Below are 21,347 nucleotides of genomic sequence, written 5' to 3'. Positions count from 1 at the left end.
GCAGGCGGATGAGTTACTACGATTACAAGGTCGTTCCCGTCCCGAAACGCGCGAAGAAGGTCAAGGGCGTCTCCGGCGCCGCCGAGCTCTTCGCGCTGACGCTGACCGACGCGATCAACGAGGTCGCGCGGGAAGGATGGGAATACTACTGCTCCGAGGCGCTGGCGATCGAGACGCCGGGCGGCTGGCTGAGCCGCGCCCGGACCGAGGAGCACGCGGTCCTTGTCTTCCGCCGCGCGCGTGAGCATCTGAGCCCGAGGGTCGCGGTCGAGACCCCGCGCGAGGTGCCCCGGCCGCGCGCGATGGAGGAGCCGAGCCTCGGCCCGGCGCGGACATCGGCCCGGCCCGAGGCTCCCCGCTTCCCGACGCTCGGCCCGGCGGGACGCGACTGAGCGGGGTCAGTCCGGCGGCGCGAGGTCGAGCGCGAGGGCATGCACCCCGCCCGCGAGTTCGTCCGAGAGCGCCGAATGCACCGCGCGGGAGCGCTGGACCCGGGACATGCCGGCGAAGGCCGGGGCGCGCATGACGACGCGGTAATGCGTGCCGCCGCCCTCGCGCCAGCCGCCATGGCCCCGATGCTGCTCGCTCTCGTCGATCACTTCGAGCCGCGTCGGTGCGAAGACCGCGTTGAGCTTCGCTTCGAGCTGTTCAGGTTTGATGCCGCTCAAGTCGTCTTCTCCCGATAACGCCGCCTTCGGCCCTTGGCCCCCGGCGGCAAAACATTAAACTGATGCGCCCGAGTCGGGAAACGCCTGAGATCCCTGGAAAGGAACGGCCGAAGATGAGCCGACGCTCTCCGTTCGAATTCGACATTTCCGTCTCCGCCGACAAGAAGCGGCGGTCGCGGGGCCGCGGCCTGAGTGGCGCGGTCGAATCCTCGCACCGCGGCTGCGACAAGCCCGGCTGCGACAAGCCCGGCAAGTTCCGCGCGCCCAAATCGCCGGACAACCTGGACGAATTCCTGTGGTTCTGCATGGACCATATCCGTGAGTACAACCTCAAATGGAACTACTTCCAGTCCCATTCGGAGGAGGATCTCGAGAAGCAGTTCGCGGCGGATCGCGTCTGGGAGCGGCCGACCCAGCCCTTCAGCGGCACGGTCGACCGGGGCCAGCGTCCGCATGCCGAGGGCCGGGCCTGGCAGCGCTTCGGCTTCAGCGATCCGGCCGATCTGCTCGGCGAGAACGCGACGCTCAACCCCGGTACGCCGCGCGGCACCGTGCAGCGCCGCCGCCTGCCCCCGACCGAGCGCAAGGCGCTCGAGATCCTCGACGCGCAGGACACCCAGACCAAGGCCGAGATCCGCAAGATCTACAAGGCGCTGGTCAAGGACCTGCATCCGGACATGAACGGCGGCCGGCGCGACGACGAGGCGCGGCTGGCCGAGGTGGTCTGGGCCTGGGAGCAGATCAAGGTGAGCCGAAGCTTCCGCGACTGACGGAACGGGGCGGCCGGCGCCCGGGTTGCGTCGGAGGGACATTTGGGACACATCAGTGCTGATGGGGCGACCGCGCCCTGAGGAGCGAGTGACATGGCGGACGGCGGATTGGAAATGGCAGCGGAGCCCACGGTGGACATGAGCGTGCGCGATCTCTTCGGCATCGACACCGACATGACCGTGAAGGGTTTCGCGGAGCACACCGACCGGGTCCCGGACGTCGACCCGACCTACCGCTTCGACCGCGACACCACGCTCGCGATCCTCGCGGGCTTCGCGCACAACCGGCGCGTGATGATCCAGGGCTACCACGGCACCGGCAAGTCCACCCATATCGAGCAGGTGGCGGCGCGGCTGAACTGGCCCTGCGTGCGGGTGAACCTCGACAGCCACATCAGCCGCATCGACCTGATCGGCAAGGATGCGATCCGGCTGAAGGACGGGATGCAGGTCACGGAATTCCAGGAGGGAATCCTGCCCTGGGCGCTCTCGAACCCGGTGGCGATCGTCTTCGACGAATACGACGCCGGCCGGCCGGACGTGATGTTCGTGATCCAGCGCGTGCTCGAGGTCGAGGGCAAGCTGACGCTGCTCGACCAGAACCGGGTGATCCGGCCGCATCCCTATTTCCGGCTGTTCGCGACGGCGAACACGGTCGGGCTCGGCGACACGACCGGGCTCTATCACGGCACGCAGCAGATCAACCAGGGCCAGATGGACCGCTGGAGCCTCGTGGTCACGCTCAACTACCTGCCCCATGACGACGAGGCCAACATCGTCCTGGCGAAATATCCCGGCTATGCGACGCCGGAGGGCAGAAAGACGGTAAGCCAGATGGTCACCGTCGCCGATCTCACGCGCGCGGCCTTCATGAACGGCGACCTCTCGACGGTGATGAGCCCGCGCACCGTGCTCGCCTGGGCCGAGAACACCCGGATCTTCGGCGACATCGGCTTCGCCTTCCGGCTGACCTTCCTCAACAAGTGCGACGAACTCGAACGGCAGACGGTGGCCGAGTTCTACCAGCGCTGCTTCGACAAGGAACTGCCCGAAAGCGCGGCGAGCGTCAGCCTCGGCTGACGCGGCGGATCCGAGGGTCGGGGGCGGGGACGGCGGACCGTGGTCCGCCCTACGTCGGGGCGCGGGCGGGATGTCGTCGGCGCTTTACTTTTGCCCGCTTCGTCGAATGATGGTCCCGCGGAATGGCAATCCCGGGGGGCGGACATGAGTGGCGAGAAGGACTACGCGGCGCGGATCGCCGGCATCGGGGCCTATATGGCGGAGCTGAGGAAGGCGACGCCGCCGATGATGCAGGGGTTCCACGCGCTCTCGAAGGGGGCGATGGCCGCCGGGGCGATCGATGCCAAGACCAAGGAGCTGATCGCGCTCGCGATCGGGGTCAGCCAGCGTTGCGACGGCTGCATCGGCTTTCACGGCAAGGCGCTGGTCGAACTGGGCGCGACGCGGGAGGAAGTGGCCGAGATGCTCGGCGTCTGCGTCTACATGGGCGGCGGCCCGGCGCTCATGTACGCCGCCGACGCGCTGCGCGCCTATGACCAGTTCGCCGCGGCCAGGACCGCGACCTGACGCGAAAATGCCTTGCGGAGCGGCGGCGCGCGGGGTCTATCAGGGGGCATGAGCAAGCCCAGCGACAATCCCGCCGACCCGTTCAAGAAGGCCCTCGCGGAGGCGACGCGCGCGCTCGCCAACCAGCCCGAACTCACGGTCGGCTTCAGCGTCGATCCGCCGGGGCTGAGCAACGAGGCGATGCGGCTGCCGCAGGTCACGCGGCGGATGACGCGCGACGAGGTGATGCTCGCGCGCGGCACCGCCGACGCCTACGCGCTGCGCCTGCGCTATCACGACGACGCGCTGCACCGCCGCTACGCCCCGCCGGGCGACGTGGCGGCGGCGCTGTTCGAGAGCATGGAGACGGCGCGCTGCGAGGCGATGGGCGCGCGGGTGATGCCGGGCACCGCCGGCAATATCGACGCGAAGATCGCCGAGGAGGCGCGCCGCTACGGCTATGCCGAGATAACCGACCAGACCAGGGCGCCGATGGCGCAGGCGGCGGGCTATCTGCTGCGCCATCTCGCCACCGGGCGGCCGCTCCCGAAGGGCGCGGGCAACGTGATGGAGCTCTGGCGCGGCTTTCTGGAGCAGAACGCCGGCCCGACCTTCGCGGCGCTGCGCGACAGCCTCGACGACCAGCGCGCCTTCGCCCGCGCCGCGCGCCAGGTGATCGAGGAACTCGGCTACGGCGACCAGCTCGGCGAGGATCCGGACCAGATCAGCGACGAGGATGAGGACGAGCCCGAGGCCGCGACCGAGGAGGATCAGCGCGACGAGGAATCGAGCGAGGGCGATTCCCCCGAACAGGCGGACGAGGACACGAGTTCGGAGCAGAACACCTCCGACCAGGCCGGCGACCCCGAGCAGATGCGCGCCGCGACCGACGCGCTCGACGAGGGCGAGGTCGAGGACGAGGTCCAGGCCGAACAGGCCGAGCCGCCGGAGGAAGCGCCGCCGCCGCCGATCTCGGAGGCCGATCCCGGCTACAGGGTCTTCCAGACCGCCTTCGACGAGGAGATCGCCGCCGAGGATCTCGCGGACACGGTGGAGCTCGAACGGCTGCGCGCCTATCTCGACCAGCAGCTCGACCCGCTGAAGGGCGCGGTCTCGCGCCTCGCGAACCGGCTGCAGCGGCGGCTTCAGGCGCAGCAGAACCGGGCCTGGGAATTCGACCTCGAGGAGGGCACGCTCGACGCCGGCCGCCTCGCGCGCGTGGTGGCGAATCCGATGACGCCGCTCTCCTTCAAGCGGGAGCGCGACACCGAATTCCGCGATACGGTGGTGACGCTGCTGCTCGACAATTCCGGCTCGATGCGCGGCCGGCCGATCTCGATCGCGGCGATCTCGGCCGACGTGCTCGCGCGCACGCTGGAGCGCTGCCAGGTGAAGGTCGAGATCCTCGGCTTCACCACCCGCGCCTGGAAGGGCGGGCAGAGCCGGGAGCAGTGGCTCGCGGCGCAGCGCCCGCCCCTGCCGGGCCGCCTGAACGACCTGCGCCACATCGTCTACAAGTCGGCCGAGGCGCCCTGGCGGCGCGCCCGCGCCAATCTCGGGCTGATGATGAAGGAAGGGCTGCTGAAGGAGAATATCGACGGCGAGGCGCTGGAATGGGCATACCGCCGCCTGACCGCGCGGCCGGAGGCGCGGCGGGTCCTGATGGTGATCTCCGACGGCGCGCCGGTCGACGATTCGACGCTCTCGGTCAATCCGGCCAACTATCTGGAGAAGCACCTGCGCGACGTGATCGCGATGATCGAGCGGCGCCGCGCGGTGGAGCTCATCGCGATCGGCATCGGCCACGACGTGACGCGCTACTACTCCCGCGCGGTGACGATCACCGACGTGGAGCAGCTCGCCGGCGCGATGACCGAGCAGCTCGCCGCGCTCTTCGACAACGATCCGGGGCGGCTGGCGCGCGAAGGCCGCCGGGCGCGGCGCTGACAATTCGGGTTGACAGCGGGAACCTTCGGGTACGGCATGGGTTGGTTGCGGCCGGCGCGCGATGGCCCCTGACCGGGGCCGCGCGGCTGGATCGACGCAACGGCGCGGACGGAGGGACGAGATGCGCTTTCAGTACGGTGGGATTCTAGGCCTGATCCTTCTCGCGCTCGACATCTGGGCGATCATCTCGGTCATCGGCTCCGCCGACAAGACGTTGAACAAGGTGCTCTGGGTGCTCGGCATCCTGGTCCTGCCGCTGGTCGGCTTCATCGTCTGGTTCTTCTTCGGACCCCGCTCCTCGCGCGTCTGACCGCTTCCTCGAACACGCATCAGGACCGCGGGCCGGAAGCGCCCGCGGCAGGGAAACCATATCCATGAAACTCTTCGCTTGCCAGAATTGCGGGCAGCTCGTCCATTTCGAGAACGTGAGCTGCATGAACTGCGGCATGCCGCTCGGCTACCTGCCGGGCGCGCAGACGCTCAACGCGCTGAACCTGGAGAGCGACGGCTCCCGGACGCCTGTGAAGGGCGACGGCTCGCACTGGCGCCCCTGCGCCAACGAATCCGCGCTCGGCTGCAACTGGATGGTTCCGGCGGAATCCGACGCGGCCTATTGCGAGGCCTGCGCGCTCAACGACACGGTGCCGGACCTGAGCGTGCCGGGCAATCTCGAGCACTGGCAGGCGATCGAATTCGCCAAGCGCCGCGTGATCTACACGCTCGACCGGCTCCGCCTGCCGCTCGTGAGCCCCGTCGGCGCGCATACGCCGCTCCGCTTCAAGTTCCTCGCCGATGTCGAGGGGCAGGATCCGGTGCTGACCGGCCATGACGACGGCCTCATCGTGCTCAACATCGCCGAGGCCGATTCCGCCGAGCGCGAACGCCGCCGCGCCGAACTTGGCGAGCCCTATCGCACGCTGCTCGGCCATTTCCGCCACGAGGTCGGGCATTACTACTGGGACATGCTCGTCCGCGATTCCGGCCGGGAGGAAGCCTGCCGCGCCCTCTTCGGCGACGAGCGCGCGGATTACGGCGCGGCGCTGCAGGAGCATTACAACAACGGCACCCCCGCGGGCTGGGAATACAACTACGTCTCCGCCTATGCGACGATGCATCCCTGGGAGGATTTCGCCGAGACCTGGACGCATTACCTGCACATGATCGACACGCTCGACACCGCGGCGAATTTCGGCGTGGTCGTCAATCCGGTCGTGAGCGACGCGCCCGAGGTCAATACCGAGGTGGAGTTCGACCCCTACAACGCCCGGTCGATCGACCAGCTCATCGATGCCTGGGTGCCGCTGACCGTGGCGCTCAACAGCCTCAACCGCAGCATGGGCCAGCCCGATCTCTACCCGTTCTCGCTGAGCCCGGCCGTGGTGGAGAAGCTGCGCTTCATCCACATGCTCGTGCAGGAAGGCCCGCTCGGCGCCGGAACGGGCGCCTCGGACGCGGCGGCCTGAGAACCCCGCGGCCCGGCGCCTCCTCAGCGGCGGCGCCGGCGGCGGACCCAGAGCAGCGCGCCGGGCACGATCAGGACCAGCGCCATCGGCAGCGCCATGAGCCTGCGCCCGAGCGGATCCCAGAGGAACGGGATCCGCGTGGCCTGCCAGACCGCCATCAGCCGCGCGTAGAAATCCGGCGCGGCGTCGGCCAGCACCTGCCCGACCGGCGTCAGGCGATAGGCATAGCCGACGCCGATCGTGGCGTTCCAGTCGGAGACCGCCTGCCAGGCGCCGAGCCCGAGCAGAAGCAGCGCGAGGGCTAGGCGCATCCATTTCCTCCGGCGGTTGAATCACGTCCGGGGAAGCTATCCTTCATTGACCGGGATCGCAAACCGCCGATAAACCGGGATGGCGCGCGAGCGCGCCTTCGAGGGAGAGAGATGCTTCAGGATTTCCGGCGCCGGACCATGCCCGAGACGGGGGCGCCGCGGCTCGCGGCCCTGCGGGCGGCCATGGCGGAGGCCGGGGTCGACGCCTTCCTCGTGCCCCGGGCCGACGCCCATCAGGGCGAGAACGTCGCGCCGCGCGACGAGCGGCTGGCGTGGCTTACCGGCTTCACCGGATCGGCCGGCGCGGCCGCCGTCGCGCGCGAGCGGGCGGCGGTCTTCGTCGACGGCCGCTACCGGCTGCAGGTCCGCGACCAGGTCGATACCGGGGTCTTCGAGACGCTGCGCATTCCGGAGGACGCGGTCGCCGACTGGCTCGTCGCGGCGATCCCGGGCGGCGGGCGGCTCGGTTTCGATCCCTGGCTGCATACGCGCGGCGAGATCGACCGGCTGGAGGAGACGCTCGGCAGGCACCAGATCGGGCTCGCGCGCGTGGCCAATCTCGTCGACGCGGTCTGGCCCGACCAGCCGCCGCCCCCCGCCGAGCCGATCGTGCCCCATCCCGACCGCCTCGCCGGCCGCCCCTCGGCGGAAAAGCGGGCCGAACTCGCCGCCGCGCTGGCGGCGAAGGATCTCGCCGCCTTCGTGCTGACCTTCCCGGATTCGATCGCCTGGCTCCTGAACATCCGGGGCTCCGACATCGCGCGGACGCCGGTCGGCCTCGCCTTCGCGATCCTCGGCGCCGATGGACGGGTGAGCCTCTTCGTCGATCCCGCGCAGGTCGGGCCGGAGACGCGCGCCCATCTCGGGCCGGAGGTGAGCGTCGCGCCGCGCGAGGCCCTCGGCCCGGCGCTCGACGCGCTGAAGGGCCGGGTCGGGCTCGACAAGGCGCGGGCGCCGGTCTGGATCGCCGACCGGCTGGCCGAGGGCCGGGCCGAGATCGCGTGGGAAACGGATCCCTGCCTGCTGCCCAAGGCCTGCAAGACCGAGGCGGAACTCGCCGGATCGCGCGCCGCCCATCTGCGCGACGCGGCGGCGATGGCCGAGTTCCTCGCCTGGCTCGACGCCGAGGCCCCGTCCGGCAAGCTGACCGAAACGGCCGTGGTGCGCCGGCTCGAGGAATTCCGCGCCGCCACCGGGCAGCTCCGCGACATCTCCTTCGAGACGATCTGCGGCGCCGGATCCGACGGGGCCATCGTGCATTACCGCGTGACCGAGGACAGCGACCGTCCGGTCCGGCCGGGAGAGCTGCTCCTCGTCGACAGCGGCGCGCAGTATCCCGACGGCACGACCGACATCACCCGCACCGTCGCCGTCGGCGCGCCACCCGAGGCGGCGATCCGGCCCTTCACGCTGGTGCTGCGCGGCCTGATCGCGGTATCGCGCCAGAACTGGCCGGAGGGACGCACCGGGCGCGACATCGACGTGCTGGCCCGCGCCGCGCTCTGGAACACCGGGCTCGACTACGACCACGGCACCGGGCACGGCGTCGGCGCCTATCTCGGTGTGCACGAGGGACCGCAGAGCCTGTCGAGCCGGGGGCTGGAGCCGCTCCGCGCCGGCATGGTCGTCTCGGTCGAGCCGGGTTACTACCGCGAGGGCGCCTTCGGCATCCGGACCGAAAATCTCGTCGCCGTGCGTCCCGCCGCGACGCCGGAGGGCGGCGAGCGGGCGATGCTCGGCTTCGAGACGCTGACGCTCGCCCCGATCGACCGGCGCCTTATCGATCCGGCGCTGCTCGGACCCGAGGAAAGGGCCTGGCTCGACGCCTATCACGCGCGGGTGCTGGCCGAGGTGGGGCCGGCTGTCACACCGGAAACCGCGCGCTGGCTCGCGAAAGCCTGCGCGCCGATCTGACGACCGATCCCAATGCTTCCGGCGCCCCAGGGGCGCCGCCACGCGAAAGGAACTGCGATGCTGACTGCCAAGATTCGTGTCCAGCCCGCCGAGGGCGACTGGGTCGTGCGCGCCGATGGCGCCGTGATCGGCGAGAGCAAGCGCGCGCTGGAAGTGATCGAGGAGAATTGCGCCCCGGTCATCTTCTTCCCGCGCGAGGATCTGGCGATGGCCTTTCTCGAAGCTTCCGAGACGACCCTGCCGAATACCCCTGCCGGAACGGCGCGCTACTACAACATCGTGATGAAGAGCCGGACCATTCCGGACGCCGCCTGGACGATCGAGGCCCCGACCGCCGAGACCGAACGGGTCGCGGGCTACGTCGCCTTCCACCCGCGGCTGGTGACGCTCGAACAGCTCTGACCGCCGGGCCGCCCCGCCTCAGCTTTCGAGCAGGGCGCGGGCGGCGGCGCGGGCGGCGTCGGTGATCGTGTCGCCCGCGAGCATCCGGGCGATCTCCTCCACCCGCTCGGCCGGGTCGAGCGGTTCCACCCGCGTCACCGCGGCCCCGCCCTCGATCATCTTGCCCACGCGCCAGTGATGGCCGCCGCGCGCCGCGACCTGCGGCGAATGCGTGACGACGAGCACCTGCGCCTCGGCCCCGAGCGCGCGCAGCCGGCGGCCCACCGCGTCGGCCGTGGCCCCGCCCACGCCCCGGTCGATCTCGTCGAAGATCAGCGTCGGATCCTCGCCCCGCGCGCTGAGACAGACCTTGAGCGCCAGCAGGAAGCGCGAGAGTTCCCCGCCCGAGGCGACCTTGTCGAGCGGCCCCGCCGGCGCGCCGGGATTGGTCGCCGCGGCGAAACGCACGCGGTCCGCGCCGTCCGGCCCCGGCTCGCCGGGTTCGACCTCGGTCGCGAACACCGCCCGGCCGAGCCGGAGCGGTTCCAGCTGCTCCGCCATCGCCGCGTCCAGCCGCCGCGCCGCGGCCCGCCGGCTTTCGGAGAGACGCGCGGCCGTCGCGGTGTAATCGGCCTCCGCCGCCTCGGCGGCGGCGGTCAGCCGGACGATCTCGTCGGCGCCGCCGGTGATCCGGCCAAGCCGTGCCCGCAGGTCCTCCGCGAATTCGGGCAGCAGGTCCGGCGCGAGGTTGTGCTTGCGCGCCAGCGCCCGGATCGCGAAGAGCCGTTCCTCCACCGCCTCGAGTTCGCCCGGATCGCCGCCGAGCCCGTCGAGCAGCGTCTCGACCGCGCCCGCCGCGCCGGAAAGCTCCTCCAGGACCCGGGCGAGCGCGTCGAGCGCGGGATCGACCGCGCCTTCCGCCTGCTCCGCCGCGCCTTCGAGCCAGCGCAGCGCCTGGAGCAGCGGCCCCTCCGCCCCCTCCGGCCCCAGCGCCTGCGCCGCCTTCGCCACGTCCTCGCGGATCCGGGCCGCCGCGCGGAGCCTCCGGCGGCGCGCGTCGAGTTCCGGCTCCTCCTCCGCCGTCGGCGCGAGCGCGTCGAGTTCGGCCACCGCGTGTTCGAGATATTCCGTGTCCCGCGCCGCCTCCTCGAGCGCGCGGCGTTCCGCCTCCAGCGCCCCGCGTGCCTCGCTGAGCGCGGCCCAGGCGGCGCGGACCCCGGCGAGGAGATCGGCGTGACGCGCGTAGGAATCGAGCAGCCCCCGATGCCCGCGCGGATCAAGCAGGCCGCGGTCGTCACCTTGGCCATGCAGTTCGACGAGCAGGTCGGAGAGGCCGCGCAGGGTTTCCGCCGCCACGCGGCGATCGTTCACATAGGCCTGCCGGCGTCCCTCCGCGCTGATCGTCCGGCGCAGGATCAGCTCCTCCGCCCCGGCGATCCCCGCCTCGTCGAGCAGCGCGAAGGCCGGATGGCCGGGGGGCAGCGCGAAGGCCGCCGTCACCTCGCCCTGCGCCGCGCCCGGGCGCACGAGGTCCGCCCGCGTGCGCCAGCCGAGGACGAAGCCGAGCGAATCGAGCAGGATCGACTTGCCCGCTCCGGTTTCCCCGGTCAGCACGTTGAGGCCGGGCGCGAAGCTCAGCTCCGCCTCGGCGATCAGGAGCATGTCCCGTATGGCGAGCGTGTTCAGCACCTCAGGCCCCCTGCGCGCGCGGGGATCGCTCGTCCCTCAGCGCCATTCCCCGAGAACCACCTGGCGGTAGGTCTGGTTCAGCCAGCTGTCGCCCGCGTTCGCGGGCACGAGCCCCCTGCCCGTCAGCAGCGCATAGGCGCGCGCGTACCAGGTGGTGCCCTGGAAGTTGTGGCCGAGGATCGCGGCCGCCGTCTGCGCCTCCTGCGTCAGCCCGAGCGAGAGATAGGATTCGACCAGCCGGTAGAGCGCCTCGGGCGTCTGCGTCGTGGTCTGGTATTCCTCCACCACGACGCGGAAGCGGTTGATCGCTGCCGTGTAATGGCCGCGGCTCAGATAATACCGGCCGATCTCCATTTCCTTGCCGGCGAGATGGTCGAGGGCGAGCTCGAACTTCATCTGCGCCGATTTCGCGTATTCGCTGTCGGGATAGCGCTCGATGATGTCGCGCATTTCCTGAAGCGCCTGGAAGGTGTTGTCCTGGTCGCGGCCGATGTCGACGATCTGATCGTAATAGGAGAGCGCGATGATGAACTGCGCGTAGGGCGCGTCCACGTCGGCCGGGAAGAATTCGAGATAGCGTTCCGCCGCCGAGCGGCTCTCGTCGTACTGGCCCGATTCGTGATAGGCGAAGGCCGACATCAGCATGGCCCGCTTCGCCCAGTCGGAATAGGGATAGAGCCGTTCCACCTCGCCGAACATGTCGCCGGCCTGTTTCGCATTGCCCTCGGAAAGCAGGCGCTCCGCGTCGAGATAAATCTCCTCGGGCGTCCGCGTCTCGATCTCGGCGGAACTGTCGCCGAAGCGGGGCAGGTGATAGTCACCCGCGCATCCCGCGAGAGCGAAGGATGTGCCGAGAACGATCAGGAGCGCCAGACCACGACCTGTCAAACGCTCCATTCGCATGCTGACCCTCAGAAGTTCCGGCCCGGGCGGGCCTGCTGGCATCCGCTCCGGCGGGTTCAGATAACACAGCTTTTCGAGGGGGGTAAAACGAAAAGCGCAGCCCGGGGACGGGCCGCGCCAAGACCCGCCGCCCCGGCTCAGCCGGCGCGGGCGAGATCGCCGAGATCGACCCCCGCGCCGGGCAGGGAACCCGCTTCCGCCTCGCCGAGCATCACCTCTTCCCAGGCGCCCTCGGTCGCGAACATCTTGCGCAGGAGCCGGTTGGTGACGCCGTGGCCCGCGCGCACGCCGCGATAGGCGCCGAGGATCGGCGCGCCCGCGAGCGCCAGGTCGCCGAGCGCGTCGAGCATCTTGTGCCGGACGAACTCGTCCGCGCGGCGCAGCCCGCCCGGATTGAGGATCCTGTCCCCGTCGACGACGATCGCATTGTCGAGCGAGCCGCCGAGCGCGAGGCCCCGCGCCTGCATCGCCTCGACATCCGCGCGGCGGCAGAAGGTGCGGCAATCGGCGAGTTCGCGCAGGAAGGCGCCGTTCACCATCGAGAGCGACCTGGACTGCCGGCTGATCGCCGCGTCGGCGAAGTCGATCTCGAAATCGATCGACAGCGCCGACGCGGGCCGAAGCTCGGCGACCACCCCACCCTTCTCCTCGAGCACGACCGGCTTCAGAACGCGGATCGCCCGCGCCGCGCCGTCGAGCCGTCTCAGCCCCGCCTTCAGGATCGCATGGGCGAACCGCAGCGCGCTGCCGTCCATGATCGGCACTTCCGGCCCGTCGATGTCGATCAGCGCGTGGGTGACCCCGGTGCCGGCGAGCGCCGACATCAGATGCTCGACCGTCGAGACCGAGACGCCGGCCTCGTTCGACAGCAGCGTGCAGAGCGTCGTATCGGTCACGCGGTCATAGCGCGCCGGAATGATGTTGTCCCGGTCGGTCACGTCGGTGCGCCGGAACCGGATTCCCCCCTGGGTCGCCGGCCGCAGGACAAGGCGCGCCGGACGCCCCGAATGGAGGCCCATGCCGACCAGCGACACGTCTCGCTTGAAAGTCGTTTGCATCTCAGCCCTCGATTGCGATGAAGGCGCGCGCGGTCAATGGACGCGGGGCAGCCTTGTTGATTGCAATCTAGGAACTTGCCCCGATCGTCACAAATCAAGCTTTGTGACGATTTGTAACAGTGTTCCGGAGACTTGCGGCGCCGAGTTCAGAACGGCACGACCACCGCGGAAGGAAAGGCGCGCGGACAAAAAAAGGCACCCGCGAACGGGTGCCCTGCTGGCCACGTGGCGCGAACGGCGGGGGGAAACCGCCGGGCCCGGGTCAGTTCGCCTGACGCCGCAGGAAGGCGGGGATGTCCACGCGCTCCCGCTCGGCCTCGTCGTAATCGGGCTCCGGCAGGCGCTCCTCGCGGTGGAGACCCGGCTCCTCGACGCGGGGCCGCGCTTCCTCGCGCGGGCCCTGGCCGGTCATCCGGTGGATGAGGCTGTTGATCGTGAGCCGGCTCTGCCGCTCCGCTTCGCGCGGGGCGGACTGCGGCTGCATCATCGGCGGGGCCTTCGGCACGCTCTGCACGGCGGCCTGGAGACGGCGCAGCGCCTCGGGCGAGGGCTCGCCCGGACGGCGGGGCTGGCCATCGGCGGTCTCGACGCGGGGCTGGCCAAAGGGCGTCGAGCGCGGCTCGACCGGGGCGGGGCGCGCCACCGGCTGGGCGGCGGCCGCGTCGGCGAAGGTGGCCGGGCGCGGTGCCTCGGGCTCCGCGACATGGGCGGCCTGGGCCGGCGCGGCGGGCGCCGCCGGGCGCGCGGCGGGCTGCGCCGGAGCGGCGGCCCTGGCCGGCGCTTCCGCCTCGGCGCGGACATGGGCGTCGATGCCGGTCGCGACGACCGACACGCGCATCATCCCGGCCATCTCCGGATCGAGCGTGGAGCCGACCATGATGTTGGCGTCCGGGTCGACCTCGGAGCGGATCCGGTTCGCCGCCTCGTCGAGCTCGAAAAGCGTGAGGTCGGGACCGGCGGTGATGTTGATGAGCACGCCCTGCGCGCCCTTCAGGCTGATCTCGTCGAGCAGCGGGTTGGCGATCGCCTTCTCGGCGGCCTGGACGGCGCGATCCTCGCCGGTCGCCTCGCCGGTGCCCATCATCGCCTTGCCCATCTCGTTCATCACCGAGCGGACGTCGGCGAAGTCGAGGTTGATCATGCCAGGGCGGACCATCAGGTCGGTCACGCCCTTGACGCCCTGGTAGAGCACGTCGTCGGCCAGCGCGAAGGCCTCGGTGAAGGTGGTCTTCTCGTTCGCGAGCCGGAACAGGTTCTGGTTCGGGATGATGATGAGCGTGTCGACGTGCTTCTGCAGTTCCTCGACGCCCGCCTCGGCCTGCTTCATCCGGCGCGAGCCCTCGAACTGGAAGGGCTTGGTCACGACGCCCACGGTCAGCACGCCCATCTCGCGCGCGGCCTTGGCGATGATCGGCGCGGCGCCGGTGCCGGTGCCGCCGCCCATGCCGGCGGTGATGAAGCACATGTGGCAGCCGCTCAGGCGGTCGACGATATCCTCGATCGATTCCTCGGCGGCGGCGGCGCCGACCTCGGGCCGCGCGCCGGCGCCGAGACCCTCGGTGACCCGCGCGCCGAGCTGGAGCTTGTTGCCCGCCCGGCTCTGCTGCAGCGCTTGGGCGTCGGTGTTGGCGACCACGAATTCGCAGCCCTCCAACGCGTTCTCGATCATGTTGTTGACGGCGTTCCCGCCGGCGCCGCCGACACCGATGACGGTGATACGGGGGCTGAGATCATTCGTAACCGGAATGCTGAGAGTCAAAGCCATGTTGAGGTCCGCCTGTCCTGTTTGCCCCTGCCACCGCGCACCCGCGCCCCCGCGCGGGATTCTTGTTCTTGATTCGAAACCCTAACGAGAAAACCCGCAAGGGTCACGCAAAAACAACAGGTCAACCCCAATATGTTGGGGATTACCGCAAGATGCACTAACAAGTATCAGATGTTGCACAAAATCACCAGTTTTCCTTGAACCAGCGCAGTGCCCGGGTGACCCGGCGGGCCCCCTGCCGGTCGGCCGGCACCTCGAAATCCCAGCACTCGTCCTGCGGGTGGGAGACGTGGAGCGCGAGGCCGACGGCGCCCGCGAAGGCGCTCCCCGTCGCCGAGCCGGGCAGGCCCCGGACGCGCAGCGGCTTGCCGACGCGGCACTGCCGGCCGAGGAAGCGCGAGGCGATCATCTCGAAACCCGGGATCTGCGCGCTGCCGCCGGTCAGCACGATGCGCTGGCCCGGCAGGTACTCGAAGCCAGCGGCGTCGAGCCGCTCGCGCACCTCCTCGAGGATTTCCTCGACGCGCGGGCGCATTACGCCGATGAGCTCAGACCGGCTCACCTGCCGGCGGTCGTGATCCCAGCCGCCGAGCGCGGAGGGCAGGTCGATCATCTCGCGGTCGTCGAGCCCGGTCGCGACCAGGCCGCCGTGCATGGTCTTCAGCCGCTCCGCCTCCTGCGGCGTGATCCGGAGCGCGTGTGCGATGTCGGAGGTGACATGCGCGCCGCCCATCCGGACGGAATCGGCGTAGATCATCTGGCGGCGGACGAAGATCGAGATGCCGGTCGTGCCGGCGCCGATGTCGACGCAGGCGGCGCCGAGTTCCTGCTCGTCCTCGATCAGCGCCGCGAGCCCGCTCGCATAGACGCCGGCCGCGACGCCCGCGAGTTCGAGATCGCAGCGCCGGATGCAGTGGATGACGTTGCGCAGCGCCGCGCTGTTGATCGTCAGCAGATGCATGTCGACGGCGAGCGTGCGGCCGATCTGGCCGCGCGGATCGGTGAGGCCGGTGCGCCCGTCCAGGCAGAAGTTCACCGGAAGCGCGTGGATCGCCTCGAAATCATGGCCGTGGTCCGGCACCTCGCAGGCGGCCAGCACATGGCCGATGTCGTGTTCGGCCACCGCGCCGTGGCGCACCTCGGTCTCGCCGTTCAGCCCGTAGGAGCGCGGACGGCCGCCCGAGAAGCCGACGATCACATGGTCGACGCGCAGGTTCGCCATCTTCTGCGCGCCCTGGATCGCGGTGCGGATCGCGCGCTCGCATTCCTCCATCGAGGCGACCTCGCCGAAGGCGACGCCGCGGGAGCGGGTGTTGGCGGCGCCGATCACCCGGAAGGCGCCCTGCCTCAGCGTCGGCCGGTCGGCCGGGGCGCCCGAGCCCTCGTCCGGGACGAACTGGAGGACGAGACAGGCGACCTTCGACGTCCCGATGTCGAGCACCGCGATGACGCCGCGTCGAAGCGCCGCCTCGCGACGGGCGCGCATCGCCCGTTGCACTTCGTATAGCTGGCGCCTCATGCGTCTCCTCCCGCGGCCTCGGCGCGGACCCGCGCCAGTTCGTCCTTCCCGTAAGGGGTCAGTCCCAGCATCGGCCGGCGCGGATCGCGCAGGTCGAGCGTCGTCACTTCGCGTTCGAGCAGCTTCTGCCCGGTCTCGAGCGCCATCGCGTGTTTCAGCGCCGCCTCGGGCTCGGCCTCGGGCAGGCGGATCACCTGACCCCGGTCGAGCACCAGATCCCAGCGCCGTTCGCCGATCCGGACCAGCCCGCGCAGACGCCCGCGCACCGGCGCCGCCTCCGCGACGAGCGCCAGCGCCTCGCCGACATGCGCGTCCGCGCCCGCGCCCGCGATCAGCGGCAGGTCGACGCGGCGGCGCCGGCTGTCGACCTCCGCCACGCGCGCGCCGCCCTGGTCGAGCAGCATGATCCCCCGGTCGGAGCGCCAGACCACCGCCGGCACCCGCTCGATCGCGCGGATCTCGAGCACGCCGCTCGTCAGCACGCGCACCCGCGCCCGCTCGACCGCGCCGAGCGCCTCGACCCGGTCGCGGACCGCGTTCACGTCGACCTCGAGCGAATTGGCCGGCAGGGTGACGAAGGCCGCGGTCCGGATCTGCTCCGCGAGATCGGGACTCGCCTCCGGCACCTCGATCGAGGTGATCTGGAACTGCGGGCGGCGCACCACCGACTCGCGCAGCGTCTCGTAGGCCGCGATCACCCGGTCCCGCGCATCGAACTGCGCGAAGAGCGTCCAGGACGCCAGAACCAGCGCGAGCCCCGGAACGCCGAGGTTCACGGTCCGGCGCACCCAGGGCCGGAGCCAGAGCCGGTCGATGCGGTAGCGCAGCCGCGACGGCGCCGGATCGCGGCGCGGCCGGCGCGGCTCGGCGCTCAGCGGCCGCACGAGGCATCCTCCACCATCCAGCGCACCAGCGCCCCGAAGGACATGCCGAGCACCGCCGCCTGTTCCGGCGCGAGCGAGGTTGGCGTCATGCCCGGCTGCGTATTGGTCTCGAGCAGGTAGAGCCCGGCGAGACCGCGGGACTCGTCCCAGCGGAAATCGGTCCGGCTCACGCCCCGGCAGCCGAGCGCGCGATGCGCGCGGAGCGCGTAGTCGAGGCAGGCCGCGGTGATCTCATCGGGGATATCGGCCGGAACCACGTGGCGCGAGCCGCCGGCCGAGTACTTCGCGTGATAGTCGTACCAGCCGTCGGCGATGATGTCCGTCACCCCGAGCGCCCGGTCTCCCATCACCGTCGTCGTGAGTTCCCGGCCCGGAATGTACTGCTCGACCATCAGCACCTCTGGCATCTCGTCCGAGACCTGGGCCGGGCCGTTCGCATTCTCCCGCACCAGATAGACGCCGACCGAGGATCCCTCGTTGACCGGCTTCACGACATAGGGCGGATCGATCGGATGGGAGCCGCGCACCTCGGCCTTGCAGCAGAGGCGTCCCGCCGCGACGGGCAGACCGGCCGCGGCGAAGACATCCTTGGCGCGGGCCTTGTCCATGGCCAGCGCGGAGGCGAGCACGCCGGAATGCGTATAGGGAATGCCCAGCCATTCGAGCAGACCCTGCACACAGCCGTCCTCGCCCCACCGTCCGTGCAGCGCGTTGAGCACCGCGTCGGGTTTGTCGGAGATCAGGACGGATGCCAGATCGCGGCCGGCATCGACCTCGATCACTTCGTATCCTTCCTCCCGCAACGCGGCCGCGCAGGCGCGCCCGGAGACGAGCGACACTTCGCGCTCGGCCGACCGGCCACCCATCAGGACCGCGATACGGGCTGCTGTCCTGCTCGACATGCCCGCCTCGTTCCAAGAAGCGCCCCGCGGTCCTTCGGAACCTTGAATGGGGTCGCCGCGTTCAGCCTTATGTTCGGCCGATCCGCATGATTTCCCACTCTAGCCGGATTCCGCTTGTTTCCAAAACCTTTTTTCGCACGATCTCGCCGAGATTCTCGAGGTCCGCGGCCGTGGCCCCCCCGGAATTCAGGAGAAAGTTGGCATGCTGGGGCGACATGCGCGCGCCCCCGAGCGCCGCGCCCCGCATTCCGGCGTCGTCGATCAGCTTCCAGGCCTTGAGATCGTGAGAATCATCCGCGCGGCCGGTGGAGGAGAATCCGGCCGGATTGCGGAAGGTGGAACCGGCGGAGCGTTCCCGCGTCGGCTGGCTTGCGTCGCGCCGCGCCACCTGCTCGGCCATCCGCGCGGCGAGGGCCTCGGGTTCCGCCCGGGGCGCGCGCATCGTCACCTCGGTGACAACCATGTCCGGCGGCAGGTCGCTGTGGCGGTAGGCGAAGCCCATCTCGGCCGGGCCGAGCGTCACCGCCCTCCCCCGCCGGTCGATCGCCCGGGCGCTTTCGAAGACATCCGCGAGATAGACGCCGTAGCAGCCGGCGTTCATCCGCGCCGCGCCGCCGATCGAGCCCGGGATCGTGCGCAGGAAGGTGAGGTCGAGCCCGGCTTCGACCGCGCGGCGCGCGACGCGCGAATCGAGTTCCGCGGCGCCGGCGATCACCCTCTCCCCCTCGACGCGGATCCCGGCGAAGGCGCGGCCGAGGCGGATCACCACGCCTTCGATCCCGCCGTCGCGCACGATGAGGTTGGAGCCCACGCCCATCGGAAAGACGGGCACGCTCTCCGGAAGCGCGGCGAGGAAATCCGCGAGATCCGCCTCGTCCGCCGGCTGGAACAGCCAGTCCGCCGGGCCGCCGACGCGGAGCCAGGTCAGATCGGCCATCGGCTTGCCCGGGGTGAGCGCGCCGCGAACGGGGGGCAGGGTCATCGTGTCGCTCGTCTTCATCGCGGGCGGACTTCGGTCCGCGTTCGGGGCCATCATGGCGGACCGAGGTCCGCCCTACGCCTCGACCGGTTCCTTGGCGCCGTTCTTCTCCGCGAGCCGCCCCGGCAGCGCGTTCGCCCAGGCGCTGATCGAGCCGGCGCCGAGGCAGACCAGCATGTCGCCCGGCCTGCATTCCGCCTTGACGAAATCCGCGAGCGCCGCCTCGCCGGCGAGCGGCAGCGCGCGCCGGTGGCCGTGCGCGATCAGCCCGCCCACCAGCGTGTCGCGGCTGATCCCGTCGATCGGGGTTTCGCCGGCGGCGTAGATGTCGGCGATCGCCACCGTGTCGGCGTCGTTGAAACAGGCGCAGAACTGGGTGAAGAGGTCGCGCAGCCGGCTGTAGCGGTGCGGCTGGTGCACCGCGATCACCCGACCCTTCGTCGCCTGCCGCGCCGCCTTCAGCACGGCGGCGATCTCGACCGGATGGTGGCCGTAGTCGTCGATGATCGTCACGCCGTTCACGACGCCGACCTTGGTGAAGCGCCGGCTCACGCCCTTGAACCCGGCGAGGGCCTGGCGGATCGCCTCCTTGGAGATCTTCAGATGCCGCGCCACCGCGATGGCGGCGAGCGCGTTCGACACGTTGTGATCGCCGGTCATGGGCAGCTTCACGCCCTCGATCACCTGCCCCTCGGCGTTGAGCGCCACGTCGAACCTCGCGCCGCCGTTCTCGAAGACGAGGTTCTTCGCCTGCACGTCCGCCTGCGGGCTGAAGCCGTAGGTCGTGACCTTGCGGTCCGACACCCGCCCGACCAGCGCCTGCACCTCGGGATGGTCGATGCAGCAGACCGCGAGCCCGTAGAACGGGATGTTGGAGACGAAGGTGTCGAAGCCCGCCTTCAGCGCCTCGAAATCACCGTAGTGGTCGAGATGCTCCGGGTCGATGTTGGTGATGACGGCGATGGTGGCGGGGAGCTTGTTGAAGCTGCCGTCGCTCTCGTCGGCCTCCACCACCATCCAGTCGCCCGCGCCGATGCGGGCATTCGAGCCATAGGCGTGGATGACGCCGCCGTTGACCACGGTCGGATCGATCCCGCCCGCGTCGAGCAGCGCCGCCACCATCGAAGTCGTCGTCGTCTTGCCATGCGTTCCCGCCACCGCGACATTGGATTTGAGCCGCATCAGCTCCGCCAGCATCTCGGCGCGCCGCACCACCGGCAGGTGCCGCGCGTGGGCCGCGTCGAGTTCGGGGTTGCCGGGCTTGATCGCGGAGGAGATCACCATGACCTGGGCGTTCTCGATGTTCTCGGCCTTCTGGCCGATGAAGATCGTCGCGCCCTTGGCGCGCAGCCGCTCGGTGATCGGGCTTTCGCGGAGGTCGGAGCCCTGCACGGTGAAGCCGTGGTTGAGCAGCACCTCGGCGATGCCGGACATGCCGATCCCGCCGATACCGGTGAAATGGATCGCACCGATGTCGTGCGGGAGCCTGGTCTGTCCGTTCATGCACTTGCTCCTTGTTGCGCGAGATGCTCGACGAGCCCCGCGAGTTGCTCGGCCGCGTCCGGCATCCCCTGTGCCAGCGCCGCCGCCGCCATCGCCTCCGCTCCCTCCGGATCCTCGAGAATCGCGGTGATATGCCCGGCCAGCAGATCCGGAGTCAAATCCCGCTCCTGGATCACGAAGGCGCCCCCCGCCTCCACCAGCCCCTTCGCATTCGCGCTCTGGTGGTCGTCCATCGCCGCGGGATAGGGGATCAGGATCGAGGGGCGGCCGATCACCGTGATGTCGGCGATCGAACTCGCCCCCGCCCGGCTGATGACGAGCGTCGCCTCGGCGAGGCGCTTCGGCACGTCGTCGAAGAAGCCGCGCAGGTCGCCCCGGATCCTGAGGCCGCGGAAGCTGTCCTGCATCCGCGCCATGTCCTCGGGCCGTACCTGCTGGCTCACGCGCAGCCGGTCGCGGAGCGCGGGGTCGAGCAGCATCAGCGCCTCGGGCATCACTCGGGAGAAGACGCCCGCGCCCTGGCTCCCGCCGATGACGACCAGGCCCATCGGATGCGCGCCCGGCGGCTCGTAGGGCGCGCCGGCCCGTTCGAGCACGACGCTCCGGACCGGATTGCCGGTATGCGTGTGGCGGGTGCCGGCGGGCAGTTCGGTCGGCCAGGTGCCGCAGGCGACCACGTCCACCCGCGTCGCGAAGATCCGGTTCACGCGGCCGAGCACGCCGTTCTGCTCGTGGATCAGCCGCGGCAGCCGGAGCGCCCAGGCCGCGATCATCGCGGGCAGCGCCGGGTAGCCGCCGAAGCCCGCGACGCAGGCCGGACGGTCGCGCAGCATCGAGAAGATGCTCGAGACGGTCCCGGCGAGGATCGCCAATGGCGCGAGGGCGCGGGCGATCAGGCTTCCCTGCGCGAAGGTGCCGGCGCGGGTCACGCGGCGTTCGACCGCCTCCGGAAAGCCGCCGGCGTAGCGCGCGCCGCGCGCGTCGGTCGCGAGCCGCACGCGCCAGCCGCGCGCCAGCATCTCCTCGGCGAGCGCCTGGGCGGGAAACATGTGCCCTCCCGTGCCGCCCGCGCCGATCACGAGGAGCGGCGGCCTGCCCCGCGTGGGAACGGCGCTCGGCCCGGAC

Annotated in this window: 21 protein-coding genes; 9 read left to right on the top strand and 12 right to left on the bottom strand. The window is 70.6% G+C overall.

The window, feature by feature from the left end:
* The first annotated feature begins 8 nt into the window (after positions 1-8).
* Positions 9-392 (top strand): DUF4177 domain-containing protein, encoded by a 384-nt coding sequence (locus tag FJM51_RS12420; RefSeq protein WP_140454467.1) that lies wholly within the window; start codon positions 9-11, stop codon positions 390-392.
* A gap of 6 nt (positions 393-398) precedes the next feature.
* Here the strand turns inward: FJM51_RS12420 and FJM51_RS12415 are convergent, their stop codons facing one another.
* Positions 399-668, bottom strand: a complete 270-nt coding sequence (locus FJM51_RS12415) for a BolA family protein (protein WP_140454466.1) — start codon at positions 666-668, stop codon at positions 399-401.
* Between the two features lie 113 nt (positions 669-781).
* Here FJM51_RS12415 and FJM51_RS12410 point away from each other — a divergent pair, with 113 nt between their 5' ends.
* The 6 genes from FJM51_RS12410 to FJM51_RS12385 all read left to right on the top strand — a co-directional run bounded on the left by FJM51_RS12410 (position 782) and on the right by FJM51_RS12385 (position 6,414).
* Complete coding sequence (locus FJM51_RS12410) at positions 782-1,438, top strand: J domain-containing protein (protein ID WP_140454465.1); 657 nt, start codon at positions 782-784, stop codon at positions 1,436-1,438.
* A 93-nt stretch (positions 1,439-1,531) separates the two neighbouring features.
* Positions 1,532-2,518, top strand: a complete 987-nt coding sequence (cobS, locus tag FJM51_RS12405) for a cobaltochelatase subunit CobS (protein WP_140454464.1) — start codon at positions 1,532-1,534, stop codon at positions 2,516-2,518.
* A 144-nt stretch (positions 2,519-2,662) separates the two neighbouring features.
* Positions 2,663-3,025, top strand: coding sequence for a carboxymuconolactone decarboxylase family protein (locus tag FJM51_RS12400; protein ID WP_140454463.1), 363 nt, complete (start codon positions 2,663-2,665; stop codon positions 3,023-3,025).
* Positions 3,026-3,073: 48 nt separating this feature from the next.
* A complete protein-coding gene (cobT, locus tag FJM51_RS12395; RefSeq protein ID WP_140454462.1) occupies positions 3,074-4,951 on the top strand; it encodes a cobaltochelatase subunit CobT in 1,878 nt (625 codons plus the stop codon).
* 121 nt (positions 4,952-5,072) lie between these two features.
* Positions 5,073-5,261 (top strand): PLD nuclease N-terminal domain-containing protein, encoded by a 189-nt coding sequence (locus FJM51_RS12390; protein WP_140454461.1) that lies wholly within the window; start codon positions 5,073-5,075, stop codon positions 5,259-5,261.
* Positions 5,262-5,325: 64 nt separating this feature from the next.
* A complete protein-coding gene (locus FJM51_RS12385) occupies positions 5,326-6,414 on the top strand; it encodes a zinc-binding metallopeptidase family protein (protein WP_140454460.1) in 1,089 nt (362 codons plus the stop codon).
* A gap of 23 nt (positions 6,415-6,437) precedes the next feature.
* On the opposite strand, the gene FJM51_RS12380 is transcribed toward FJM51_RS12385, so the two are convergent.
* Positions 6,438-6,725, bottom strand: a complete 288-nt coding sequence (locus FJM51_RS12380) for a hypothetical protein (protein WP_140454459.1) — start codon at positions 6,723-6,725, stop codon at positions 6,438-6,440.
* Between the two features lie 111 nt (positions 6,726-6,836).
* Here FJM51_RS12380 and FJM51_RS12375 point away from each other — a divergent pair, with 111 nt between their 5' ends.
* Positions 6,837-8,639, top strand: coding sequence for an aminopeptidase P family protein (locus FJM51_RS12375; RefSeq protein WP_140454458.1), 1,803 nt, complete (start codon positions 6,837-6,839; stop codon positions 8,637-8,639).
* Positions 8,640-8,696: 57 nt separating this feature from the next.
* On the top strand, positions 8,697-9,041 hold the full coding sequence (locus FJM51_RS12370) for a DUF427 domain-containing protein (protein ID WP_306419435.1): 345 nt from the start codon (positions 8,697-8,699) through the stop codon (positions 9,039-9,041).
* Between the two features lie 18 nt (positions 9,042-9,059).
* On the opposite strand, the gene recN is transcribed toward FJM51_RS12370, so the two are convergent.
* The 10 genes from recN to FJM51_RS12320 form a co-directional block, all read right to left on the bottom strand.
* On the bottom strand, positions 9,060-10,709 hold the full coding sequence (gene recN, locus FJM51_RS12365) for a DNA repair protein RecN (RefSeq protein ID WP_140454457.1): 1,650 nt from the start codon (positions 10,707-10,709) through the stop codon (positions 9,060-9,062).
* A 36-nt stretch (positions 10,710-10,745) separates the two neighbouring features.
* Positions 10,746-11,606 (bottom strand): outer membrane protein assembly factor BamD, encoded by an 861-nt coding sequence (locus FJM51_RS12360; RefSeq protein WP_233713099.1) that lies wholly within the window; start codon positions 11,604-11,606, stop codon positions 10,746-10,748.
* Between the two features lie 143 nt (positions 11,607-11,749).
* Positions 11,750-12,670 (bottom strand): UDP-3-O-acyl-N-acetylglucosamine deacetylase, encoded by a 921-nt coding sequence (gene lpxC, locus FJM51_RS12355; RefSeq protein ID WP_140454455.1) that lies wholly within the window; start codon positions 12,668-12,670, stop codon positions 11,750-11,752.
* Positions 12,671-12,932: 262 nt separating this feature from the next.
* Positions 12,933-14,435, bottom strand: a complete 1,503-nt coding sequence (gene ftsZ / locus FJM51_RS12350; RefSeq protein ID WP_140454454.1) for a cell division protein FtsZ — start codon at positions 14,433-14,435, stop codon at positions 12,933-12,935.
* A gap of 184 nt (positions 14,436-14,619) precedes the next feature.
* Positions 14,620-15,954 carry a cell division protein FtsA gene (gene ftsA / locus FJM51_RS12345; RefSeq protein WP_140454453.1) on the bottom strand — a complete coding sequence of 445 codons (1,335 nt, stop codon included), beginning with the start codon at positions 15,952-15,954 and terminating at the stop codon, positions 14,620-14,622.
* Positions 15,951-16,838 (bottom strand): cell division protein FtsQ/DivIB, encoded by an 888-nt coding sequence (locus FJM51_RS12340; RefSeq protein WP_140454452.1) that lies wholly within the window; start codon positions 16,836-16,838, stop codon positions 15,951-15,953. The genes ftsA and FJM51_RS12340 overlap by 4 nt, the downstream gene beginning before the upstream one ends.
* Entirely contained in the window at positions 16,826-17,740 is a 915-nt protein-coding gene (locus FJM51_RS12335; protein WP_140454451.1) for a D-alanine--D-alanine ligase, read from the bottom strand. Before FJM51_RS12335 ends, FJM51_RS12340 begins: the two co-directional genes overlap by 13 nt.
* 67 nt (positions 17,741-17,807) lie before the next feature.
* Positions 17,808-18,740, bottom strand: coding sequence for a UDP-N-acetylmuramate dehydrogenase (gene murB, locus FJM51_RS12330; RefSeq protein ID WP_140454450.1), 933 nt, complete (start codon positions 18,738-18,740; stop codon positions 17,808-17,810).
* A 54-nt stretch (positions 18,741-18,794) separates the two neighbouring features.
* Positions 18,795-20,222, bottom strand: a complete 1,428-nt coding sequence (gene murC, locus FJM51_RS12325) for a UDP-N-acetylmuramate--L-alanine ligase (RefSeq protein WP_140454449.1) — start codon at positions 20,220-20,222, stop codon at positions 18,795-18,797.
* Positions 20,219-21,301: a UDP-N-acetylglucosamine--N-acetylmuramyl-(pentapeptide) pyrophosphoryl-undecaprenol N-acetylglucosamine transferase gene (locus tag FJM51_RS12320; RefSeq protein WP_267901417.1), complete on the bottom strand. Its 1,083-nt coding sequence runs from the start codon at positions 21,299-21,301 to the stop codon at positions 20,219-20,221. Before FJM51_RS12320 ends, murC begins: the two co-directional genes overlap by 4 nt.
* Between the last annotated feature and the right edge of the window lie 46 nt (positions 21,302-21,347).

The organism is Amaricoccus solimangrovi, from assembly GCF_006385685.1.
Lineage (GTDB): Bacteria > Pseudomonadota > Alphaproteobacteria > Rhodobacterales > Rhodobacteraceae > Amaricoccus > Amaricoccus solimangrovi.
This window is presented reverse-complemented; position numbering and strand designations above follow the sequence as displayed.

What these genes read in the sequence shown, in the direction of transcription:
- lpxC (WP_140454455.1), bottom strand. Translation starts at nt 12,670, where the DNA reads ATGCAAACGACTTTCAAGCGAGACGTGTCGCTGGTCGGCATGGGCCTC.
- ftsA (WP_140454453.1), bottom strand. Translation starts at nt 15,954, where the DNA reads ATGAGGCGCCAGCTATACGAAGTGCAACGGGCGATGCGCGCCCGTCGC.
- FJM51_RS12390 (WP_140454461.1), top strand. Translation starts at nt 5,073, where the DNA reads ATGCGCTTTCAGTACGGTGGGATTCTAGGCCTGATCCTTCTCGCGCTC.
- cobS (WP_140454464.1), top strand. Translation starts at nt 1,532, where the DNA reads ATGGCGGACGGCGGATTGGAAATGGCAGCGGAGCCCACGGTGGACATG.
- cobT (WP_140454462.1), top strand. Translation starts at nt 3,074, where the DNA reads ATGAGCAAGCCCAGCGACAATCCCGCCGACCCGTTCAAGAAGGCCCTC.
- FJM51_RS12375 (WP_140454458.1), top strand. Translation starts at nt 6,837, where the DNA reads ATGCTTCAGGATTTCCGGCGCCGGACCATGCCCGAGACGGGGGCGCCG.
- FJM51_RS12400 (WP_140454463.1), top strand. Translation starts at nt 2,663, where the DNA reads ATGAGTGGCGAGAAGGACTACGCGGCGCGGATCGCCGGCATCGGGGCC.
- FJM51_RS12385 (WP_140454460.1), top strand. Translation starts at nt 5,326, where the DNA reads ATGAAACTCTTCGCTTGCCAGAATTGCGGGCAGCTCGTCCATTTCGAG.
- murC (WP_140454449.1), bottom strand. Translation starts at nt 20,222, where the DNA reads ATGAACGGACAGACCAGGCTCCCGCACGACATCGGTGCGATCCATTTC.
- murB (WP_140454450.1), bottom strand. Translation starts at nt 18,740, where the DNA reads ATGAAGACGAGCGACACGATGACCCTGCCCCCCGTTCGCGGCGCGCTC.
- FJM51_RS12380 (WP_140454459.1), bottom strand. Translation starts at nt 6,725, where the DNA reads ATGCGCCTAGCCCTCGCGCTGCTTCTGCTCGGGCTCGGCGCCTGGCAG.
- FJM51_RS12360 (WP_233713099.1), bottom strand. Translation starts at nt 11,606, where the DNA reads ATGGAGCGTTTGACAGGTCGTGGTCTGGCGCTCCTGATCGTTCTCGGC.
- FJM51_RS12420 (WP_140454467.1), top strand. Translation starts at nt 9, where the DNA reads ATGAGTTACTACGATTACAAGGTCGTTCCCGTCCCGAAACGCGCGAAG.
- FJM51_RS12335 (WP_140454451.1), bottom strand. Translation starts at nt 17,740, where the DNA reads ATGTCGAGCAGGACAGCAGCCCGTATCGCGGTCCTGATGGGTGGCCGG.
- FJM51_RS12370 (WP_306419435.1), top strand. Translation starts at nt 8,697, where the DNA reads ATGCTGACTGCCAAGATTCGTGTCCAGCCCGCCGAGGGCGACTGGGTC.
- ftsZ (WP_140454454.1), bottom strand. Translation starts at nt 14,435, where the DNA reads ATGGCTTTGACTCTCAGCATTCCGGTTACGAATGATCTCAGCCCCCGT.
- FJM51_RS12410 (WP_140454465.1), top strand. Translation starts at nt 782, where the DNA reads ATGAGCCGACGCTCTCCGTTCGAATTCGACATTTCCGTCTCCGCCGAC.